General features: G+C 72.9%; 8 protein-coding genes. 3 read left to right on the forward strand and 5 right to left on the reverse strand.

The genetic code is table 11. The annotated features are described in order from the left end of the window. The 3 genes from LW587_RS23185 to LW587_RS23195 all read right to left on the reverse strand — a co-directional run. The coding region (locus LW587_RS23185) for an SPOR domain-containing protein (RefSeq protein ID WP_232631944.1) at positions 1-1,056 on the reverse strand (1,056 nt) is incomplete at its 3' end. 31 nt (positions 1,057-1,087) lie between these two features. Next, positions 1,088-2,854, reverse strand: coding sequence for an arginine--tRNA ligase (gene argS, locus LW587_RS23190; protein WP_232631945.1), 1,767 nt, complete (start codon positions 2,852-2,854; stop codon positions 1,088-1,090). A 93-nt stretch (positions 2,855-2,947) separates the two neighbouring features. Continuing rightward, positions 2,948-3,409 (reverse strand): acyl-CoA thioesterase, encoded by a 462-nt coding sequence (locus tag LW587_RS23195; RefSeq protein ID WP_232631946.1) that lies wholly within the window; start codon positions 3,407-3,409, stop codon positions 2,948-2,950. A gap of 141 nt (positions 3,410-3,550) precedes the next feature. Here LW587_RS23195 and LW587_RS23200 point away from each other — a divergent pair, with 141 nt between their 5' ends. Next, complete coding sequence (locus tag LW587_RS23200; protein WP_232631951.1) at positions 3,551-4,120, forward strand: hypothetical protein; 570 nt, start codon at positions 3,551-3,553, stop codon at positions 4,118-4,120. A 7-nt stretch (positions 4,121-4,127) separates the two neighbouring features. Here LW587_RS23200 and LW587_RS23205 read toward each other — a convergent pair whose 3' ends face one another. After that, a complete protein-coding gene (locus LW587_RS23205; protein ID WP_232631947.1) occupies positions 4,128-5,375 on the reverse strand; it encodes a deoxyguanosinetriphosphate triphosphohydrolase in 1,248 nt (415 codons plus the stop codon). A gap of 173 nt (positions 5,376-5,548) precedes the next feature. On the opposite strand from LW587_RS23205, the gene LW587_RS23210 reads away from it, so the two are divergent. Further along, positions 5,549-5,875: a HesB/IscA family protein gene (locus tag LW587_RS23210; RefSeq protein WP_232631948.1), complete on the forward strand. Its 327-nt coding sequence runs from the start codon at positions 5,549-5,551 to the stop codon at positions 5,873-5,875. 123 nt (positions 5,876-5,998) lie between these two features. Then, positions 5,999-7,891, forward strand: coding sequence for a hypothetical protein (locus LW587_RS23215; protein ID WP_232631949.1), 1,893 nt, complete (start codon positions 5,999-6,001; stop codon positions 7,889-7,891). A 327-nt stretch (positions 7,892-8,218) separates the two neighbouring features. Here the strand turns inward: LW587_RS23215 and LW587_RS23220 are convergent. Continuing rightward, positions 8,219-8,771: hypothetical protein (locus tag LW587_RS23220; RefSeq protein ID WP_232631950.1), on the reverse strand; the 553-nt coding region annotated here is incomplete at its 5' end.

The following is an 8,771-nucleotide window of genomic DNA, read 5'->3' on the forward strand; positions in this document are numbered from 1 at the left end:
GGCGTCCGCGGCCGGCGCGGAGGCGAGGGTGCGCGAGGGCCGGCGCGGCGTAGCGGCGGGGGTGGTGCCGCTGTCGGGCAGGGTCATGGTCGGGATCGGCGAGACCGGCGCGGCTTCGCTGTGCGCCTGGGCCGGCGCCTGCGCCTGCGCCTGGGGCGGGTTCAGGACGGGGGTGTCGGGCTTGACCGAGACGGTGCGGACCCGGCGCGGCTCACCGAGGGAATCGGTGAGCAGGCCGCCCTGACCCGGCGTCGCGCCGCCTTGGCCGGGATTGGTCCCCTCGCTGCGCGCGGTGGCGGAGCGCGCGGCCTGGTTCACGTCGAGCGGCTGCTCCTCGCGGTTGACGATGCGGATCTGGCCGTCTTTGGCAGTGCGGTCGTAGATCTGCTTGTTCTGGTCGGGAATCTCGACGCCGTCGGTGGCGGCGGGCTGGACCTTCAGCGGGGTCTTGTCGGCCAGGACGGTGATCGGCCCGCCGCTGCCGCCGCCATGGGTGCCGCGCCACGCCAGCGCGCCGCCGACGCAGACCGCCAGCACCGCGAGGCCGGCCCCGACCTGAACGAGGCGTCCGCGCCCGCGGGGCCGCTCGACCGGACCGGCGCGGTAGCCCGCCTCGGCCTCGGCGAAGGCGGCCGGGTCGTCGGGCTGGCCGTTGGCGTAGAGCCCCTGCTCGACGGAGGCCAGATACTGGTCGAAGGCGTCGGCCGGGCTCTGGGAGGCGCCGTGAGCGGTGCCTTGGGCAGCGGGGGGATCGTTCGGAGCGGTCATGGCGGGCTGCCTGTCCTGCGGCGGGGCGGGCGCGTCGACGAAGGTCGGCTCGACCCGGCCCGGACGGCCCGCGCCGGCCGGAGCGGGCGTCTTCTCCCGAGCCTCGAGCAGCGCGCGGAAGGGGTCGTCCTGACCGACGATGCGGGCGAGTTCGGCGAGGGGATCGGCGGATTTGGCGGCAGGCTTAGCCCCGGGCTGGGCCTCCGCACGGGCCTCGGCGCCGGACTGACGCAGCTCACGCTCGAAGGCGTCGAAATCGACCGTCGCGCGCGATGCGTGTCCCGTCATGGCCTCATCCTCTCACCGACGCCTGTCGGCGTCACCGCATCTCGTCGGGTGCGGAGACACCCAGAACCGCGAGGCCGGAAGCGAGCACGCAACCCAAGGCCTCCACGAGGGCCAAGCGGGCCCGGGTGGACTTTCTGTCGGTTGGATTAACAATCCGTAATTGCGGCAAGTCTTTGCCCTTATTCCAGAAACTATGGAGCGAACTGGCGGTCTCATAGAGATAGAACGCGATTCGGTGGGGTTCGTGGGCGGCCGCCGCCGATTCGAGCACCCGCGGATATTGCGCAATCAGCCGCATCATCTCGATCTCGCCCGGATCGGTGAGCACCGAGAGGTCGGCATCCGCGCACAGGCTCTCGCGCGAAACGTCCTCGCCCGGCATCGCCTCGCGGGCCTGACGCAGCACCGAGTGCCGCCGGGCATGCCCGTACTGCACATAGAAGACCGGGTTGTCCTTCGACTGCTCGACCACCTTGGCGAGGTCGAAGTCCAGGGTCGCGTCGTTCTTGCGGTAGAGCATCATGAAGCGGATCGCGTCGCGGCCGACCTCGTCGATGACCTCGCGCAGGGTCACGAACTCGCCCGCGCGCTTCGACATCTTGACCGGCTCGCCTGCGCGCAAAAGTCGCACCAGCTGGCAGAGCTTGACGTCGAGCCGAGCCTGCCCGTCGCTGACCGCCGTCACCGCCGCCTGCATCCGCTTGACGTAGCCGCCATGGTCGGCCCCGAGCACGTCGATCAATTCGGAGGCGCCGCGCAGCCACTTGTCCCGGTGATAGGCGATGTCGGAGGCGAAGTAGGTGTAGGAGCCGTCGGACTTCAGCAGCGGCCGGTCGACGTCGTCGCCGAATGGGGTCGAGCGGAACAGGGTCTGCTCCCGGTCCTCCCAATCCTCCGGCAGCTGGCCCTTGGGCGGGGGCAGCCGGCCCTCGTAGACGAGGCCCTTCTCCCGCAGGGCGTCGAGCAGCGCGGCGACCTTGTTGTCCCCTTGGCCGCCCGCGCCCTGGAGCGTGGCTTCCGAGAAGAACACGTCGTGGCGGATGCCGATGGCGGCCAGATCCGCGCGGATCATGTCCATCATCGCGTCGATGGCGAAGCGGCGCACCAGCGGCAGCCATGTGGCCTCGGGCTGGTCGAGGAGCGCCCGGCCCTGCGCCGCGGCGAGAGCCTCGCCCACCGGCTTCAGATAGTCGCCGGGATAGAGCCCGTCGGGGATCGTGATCGTCTCGCCGAGGGCCTCGCGGTAGCGGAGAAAGGCGGAGCGGGCGAGCACGTCGACCTGCGCGCCCGCGTCATTGATGTAGTATTCGCGCGTCACGTCCCGGCCGGCGGCGGCCAGGAGATTGGCCAGCGCGTCGCCGAACACCGCCCCGCGGCCATGGCCGACATGCATCGGCCCGGTCGGGTTGGCCGAGACGTACTCGATATTGACCGGCCCGCCCGGCATCTGTCCGCGCCCGAACGCCTCGCCGTCGCGCAGCACCGCCCGGACCACCTCCTGGAAGATCTCGGGGGCGAGACGCAGGTTGAGGAAGCCCGGCCCGGCCACGCTGGCCTCGACGATGCGGGGATCGCGCCGCAGCTCCGCCGCCAGCGCCTCGCCGAGCACCTTGGGGTTCTGCCGGGCGTCCTTGGCCAGAACCAGGGCGGCGTTGGTGGCGAGATCGCCGTGGCTGGGATCGCGCGGCGGCTCGACCAGCACGCGCGACAGGTCGAGCCCCGCGGGCAGCGCACCGGAACGGGTGAGGGCTTCGAGGGCCTCGCGTAGGCGGGTCTCGAAGAGAGCGAAGATGTTCATGGGTCGATCGCGATTCCGCTGGCGCGGCCGCGCGGCGAAAAGGTCGGGCGGCCGGAAGTCAGGGGCGGGGCATAGCAACGGGGGCCGGGGGTGTCACGGCGCCTCGCCGTGCGCGCGCAGGAGCACGCTCAGCACCGCCCGCATCGCGTCCGGCAGCGGCACCGGCCGGCGGGTGTGCCGATCGACGTAGACATGCACGAAATGCCCCTGCGCGACGGCCTCGGCGTCGGCGTGAGAAAAGATCGCGATCTCGTAGCGCACGCTGGAGCGGCCGAGCCGGGCGACCCGCACGCCGGCGGTCAAGGGTTGGGGGAAGGCGACCGGGGCGAAATAGCGGCAGCCGGTCTCGACCACGAGGCCGATCACCGGGCCGTCGGCGAGGTCGAGGACGCCCGCCTCGACCAGGAGGCCGTTCACCGCCGTGTCGAAGAGGGCGTAGTAGACCACGTTGTTGAGGTGTCCGTAGACGTCGTTGTCGGCCCAGCGCGTGGCGAGCGGCACGTGGCGGGGATAGGCGGCGCGGGTCTCGCGGGAGGCTCGGGGCGCAGAGCTCACGGGGTCACCTCGGGGGCGGGGAGGAGGGGCCGTCCGCTTTTCTCCGGGACGGGTCCGCCCCTCGGTAGAACGCATCGTTGCGGATCGCAGCCCAAGGCGGCGTTGTGACCGGTGCCATCGCCACCGGAGATCGGTCCGACCATGAAAACCCTCGTCCTCTCGGGCGCCGCGCTCGCCGCCCTCGTCCTCCTGCCCGCCGCAGCCCAGGCCGGCGGCTTCGGCCATCACGGCGGCCATGGCGGGCGTCACGGCGGCGGCCATGTCGGCGGCGGCCATGTCGGTGGTGGCCATGTCGGTGGTGGCCACGGCGGCTTCGGACATCACGGCGGCTTCGGCCACCAGGGCGGTTTCGGCGGGCATCGCGGCTTCGGCCATCAAGGCAGGTTCGGCGGGCATCGCGGTTACGGGCACCACGGCGGCTTCGCCGGGCATCGCGGCGGCTGGGGCGATCGCGGCGGCTATGGCGGCTACGGCTGGCGCGGTTCCTATGGCCGGGGTGCCGGGCTCGGCCTCGCGGGGGCCGGCCTGGGTCTGGGCGTCGGCCTCGCCGCGGGCGCCCTGTCCGGTGCCGCCTACGGCTCGGGCTATGGATCGGGCTACGGCAGCTACGGATACGCCGCGCCGGCCTACGGGACCGGCTACGCCCCCGCCGCCTACGGCTACGCCCCGAGCTACAACACCGGCTACGGGACGCCTTGCGTCTGCGAGTGAGCGGGCCTCACGGCTCCGTCAGAGGGAGCCCGCGGCTCGGCGGGCTCCAGTGGAGATCGGGCGTGCGGGCAAACAGCCGCCCGTGTTCCAGCACCGCGTAGGTGTCGGTCATGCCGGCGATGTAATCGGCCACGCGCCGCGCCCGGCGGGCCTCGCTCGCTCCGGCCAGCCCCTCGCTCCACTCCGCGGGCATCCGCGTGGGATCGTCGCGGAAGGCGGCGAAGAGGTCGGTGACGATACCGGACGCCTTGCCCCGCACCGCCATCACGCCCGGGTGGCGGTACATCCGCGCGTAGAGGAAGCGCTTGATCTGGGCATCGGCCTCGGCGATCGCCGGCGAGAAGGCGATGACGGGGGCTGAGGCCCCGCGGATCTCGGCGACGCGCCCCGGCGCGAGCGCCGCGAGCCGGGCCTCGCCCTCGCGGATCACGTCCTCGACGAAGCGGGTGATGACCCGGCGCGCCAGCTCGTGGATGCGGCGCGAGGCCTCCAGGCCGGGATGCAGGGCCTCGATCTCGTCGAGCAGGGCCTTCAGGAACGGCACGGTGGCGAGGTCGTCGAGGTCGAACAGCCCGGCGCGCAGGCCGTCGTCGAGATCGTGGGCGTCGTAGGCGATGTCGTCGGCGAGCGCCGCCGCCTGCGCCTCGGGACCGGCGAAGCGCGACAATTCCAGGTCATGGAGCGCGTTGTACTCGAGCACCGCCGCCGGGACGCCGATGGCGGCGTAGCGCCGGACGGGCGCGCCGGACGCGTCGAGCAGCGGCCCGTTGTGCTTGACCAGCCCCTCCAGCGTCTCCCAGGTCAGGTTGAGGCCGTCGAACCCGGCATAGCGCCGCTCCAGCCGCGTCACGATGCGCAGGGCCTGGGCGTTGTGGTCGAACCCGCCATGGGCGGCCATGCAGGCGTGCAGCGCATCCTCGCCGGTATGGCCGAAGCAGGTGTGGCCGAGATCGTGCGACAGGGCCAAGGCCTCGGCCAGATCCTCGTCGAGCCCCAGCGCCCGGGCGAGCGCCCGGGCGATCTGGCTGACCTCCAGGGTGTGGGTCAGGCGGGTGCGGTAATGGTCCCCCTCGTGATGCACGAAGACCTGGGTCTTGTGCTTGAGGCGCCGGAACGCGGTCGAGTGGATGATGCGGTCGCGGTCGCGCTGGAAGTCGCTGCGGGTCGGCGAGGACGGCTCGGGGATCCGCCGCCCGCGGGTCGCGCCCGGATCGGTCGCGTAGGGCGCCCGCCAACGCTCGCCGTTCTGCCGCACAGGACCCTCACTTGCCTCGACCGCCGCGGGACCGCCCCCGACCGGGCCGCGGGTCGACCCCGCGATCGGCCGCGTTGCGGCCCGCCGCCGCGCCTCATATCTTGTGTGTCGGGCGTCCGCGGCAATCGCGGGCGAACCGCGACACACAGGTTCGAGACGGGACCTTCCCTGCAATGGCCGAGATCACCCTGACCCCCCGCGCCGCGAAGCGCATCAACGAGATCATGGGCACGGAGCCCCCGGGCTCGTCGCTGCGCATCAGCGTGAACGGCGGCGGCTGCTCGGGCTTCTCCTACGCCTTCGACATCACCCGCGCCCGCGAGGGCGACGACGTGGTGATCGAGCGCGACGGCGCCACCGTGCTGGTCGATCCGGTCTCGCTCGAATACATGGGCGGCGCCACGATCGACTTCGTCAACGACCTGATCGGCCAGTCCTTCAAGATCGAGAATCCGCTGGCCACCGCCTCCTGCGGCTGCGGCACCTCCTTCGCGATCTGAACCGGGTCGCGGCGGGTCGGCCCCTTTCGTGGCCCCCGCGCGATTGCCACGCCTGTGGAAAACCGGCAGGGATGGAGCCCCACACGGCCTTCCCTCCCCGTCAGCTCCCGATCCGATCCAGCCATGACGCCATCGACGCGCCGTCCCGTCCTCCCGCGGGCGCTGCTCGCTCCGGCCTGCGCGGCGGCGCTGGTGACCGCGGGGGCGACGTTGCTGCCCCCCCTTGCGCCGGTGGCGCCGGCGGCGGCGCAGGAAGCGGCCTCCGCCGTGCAGGACCTCGTCCTGGAGAACGTCGTCCTCGCCTTCGGCGACACGGCGGTGAGCGCCCCCCGGGTCGCGGTGAGCGGCACGCGGCTGTCGAAGGAGGAATTGCTCGCGATCTTCCGCTCCGACGCCAAGGAGTCCTGGGGCACCCGCCTGCAGCGCCTCGATGCCGGCAGCCTGACCATGCCGGAACTGCGGGTCGAGCGCCGCAGCGGCCCGAAGCGGCAGATCGTGACCTACCGCGACGTGACCGCCCGCAACGTCCATGGCGGGCGCATCAGCGAATTGACCGCCGCGGGGGCGACCCTGTCCGTCGAGGCGGCGGGGCAGCCGGGCGCCGGCAGCGGCAGCTACGGGAAGATCCGGGCCGAGGAGGTCGACCTCACCGCGCTCGCCCGCCTCTACGCCGAGGCCGGGGACGCCCGCAGCGGCTTCCAGCGGCTCTACGCCTCCCTCGCGGTGGAGAGCATCGCCTTCATCGACGAGCGCGGCACCACGGTCTCGATCGCCCGGATCGCGGGCCGCGATCTCGCCGGGCGCCAGACCCCGGCGACGTGGTCCGGGGCGGTGGAATCGCTGTCGGGCGCCGACCTGTCGCAGGCCGACCCGGCCAAGCGCGCCCGCGCCGCCGGCCTCCTCGCCGACCTCGCCGAATCGGTCTCCGTCGGCAGCTTCGAGGCGAGCGACCTCACCGTGAAGGAAGTGAAGGGGCCCGATCCGGTCTCCGTCGGCATCGGCCGGATGACCTATGCGGGCGGCGGGGCGGAGGCGGGCTTCGCGCTCTCCGACCTCTCCTTCGGCTCGGCGGAAGCGAGCGGTCGGCTCGCCCGGCTCGGGCTGACCGGCTTCTCGCTGGAGCCCACCATCGCGACCCTGCGCCGGCTCGCCAAGGCGGTCCCCGCGGACAAGGCCGCCCCCGCCGACAAGCCGGCCGAGAAGGGCGTGCCTCCGGCCCTCGACCCGGCGGCGCAGGAGGCGGAGCTGCGCCGCCTCACCCCCGTCATCGGCACCCTGACCCTGTCCGGCCTCGGCCTCGCCCTCGCCGCCCCGGGCGCCGACCCGGCGGCCAAGGCCGCGCCGATGCAGCTCGGCGTGCGCGGCGGCAGCGTGAGCTTCGGCCCCCCCAAGGACGGGGTGCCGACCGCGACCCGCCTGTCCCTGAACGGCCTCACCCTGCCGGCCTCGGCGGTGGAGAGCGTCCCGGGCCTCGGCTCGCTGGGCCTCTACGGCTACCGCGACCTCGACCTCGACCTCGTGGCCGACACCGCCTGGAACGAGGGCACGCGGGAGCTGAGCTTCAAGGAATTGTCTTTGTCGGGCAAGGATATGGGCCGCCTGCAGGTCAACGCCACGCTGGGCGGGATCGGCCCCGAGGTGTTCGATCCCGACGCGGCGGTCTCCGGCTTCGCCATGCTCTCGGCCACCGCCAAGGCCCTGGACCTGACGCTCGAGAATGGTGGCCTGTTCGAGCGCTTCATCGCCGCCCAGGCGCAGGTGCTGAGCCTCAAGCCCGACGAATTGCGCAAGGAATACGTGACCGCGAGCGTGATCGGCGTGCCGATCATCCTCGGCAACTCCGCCGCCGCCAAGGCGATCGGCGCCGCCATGGGCAAGTTCGTGGCCAAGCCCGGCACGCTCTCGATCAGCGCCAAGGCGAAGAGCGGCGACGGCCTCGGCATGGTCGATGTCAGCACCGCCCCGACCCCGGCCGCGGTGCTGGACAAGCTCGAGGTCAACGCCCGGGCCGATTGACGCCGCCGCCGGTCGCCCCCCGGCGAGTGGCGCGCTTGCCCCGAGGGGAGGGCGCCCGGAGCCCCCGATCCTCGGAAGACAACGGCACAGACGAGGGCCCCCTGCCGTCGCGGGGGCCCTCGCCGGTGGGTCCGTCTCGGCCTTCGTGACGCACCGGCGTGTTGCGAATGCCGGTCTCCACCGCGCGGGCCGAGGCCCGGACCCGCCTCCCTCGCGGCACCGGCTGCGTCCCGAGCGGGGGTCGCCGGCGGGCACATCTTCGGTCCGTGCGCGCCAGGCGCCGGGCCGTGCGGGGAGGGAACCGCCGCGCGGTCCCCTCGCCCGCGCTCACGCCTCGTCGAAGCGCCCGCTGGCATGGGCCAGCATCGTGTAGACCTTGCCCGTCTCGGAGGTGAGATAGGCGTCGGCCCGCCGGGTGTCGGGGTCGTTCTTGGTCACGCCGCCGAGCAGGCGCTCGAACTCGCCGACATAGCGGTCCACCGTGCGGCGGAACTCGGCATCGGCGCGGTAGCGGCGCTGGATCTGATCGAAGATCTGCCGACCCTGGGCCGTGTAGAGCGTGCCGTCGAACAGGTTGGACTCGCCGCGGCGGTAGCGCTGCCAGAACTCGACCGAGGCCTGATGATCGACCATCCGGGCGATGTCGGTCGAGATCGCGTCGAGGGAGAGCCGCTCCGCCGGCCGCGCCTCGGGGGCGGGCGCCTCCGGCGTCTCCTCGTCGTCGATCGAGGCGCGGGTCAGGAGGTCGGACAGCCAGCCGCGATTGTCGCGGGTGCCCGGCTTGCCCTGGACCGGCGCCTGTCCGGCGGGCCGCACCGGCGCCGCCGGCGTGGCCTGCGGACGGGCCGGCGCAGGGGCCTGAGCGGGGGTCTGCGGCGGG

Origin of the sequence: Methylobacterium sp. Leaf118, assembly GCF_920984675.1 — a bacterium.
Lineage (GTDB): Bacteria > Pseudomonadota > Alphaproteobacteria > Rhizobiales > Beijerinckiaceae > Methylobacterium.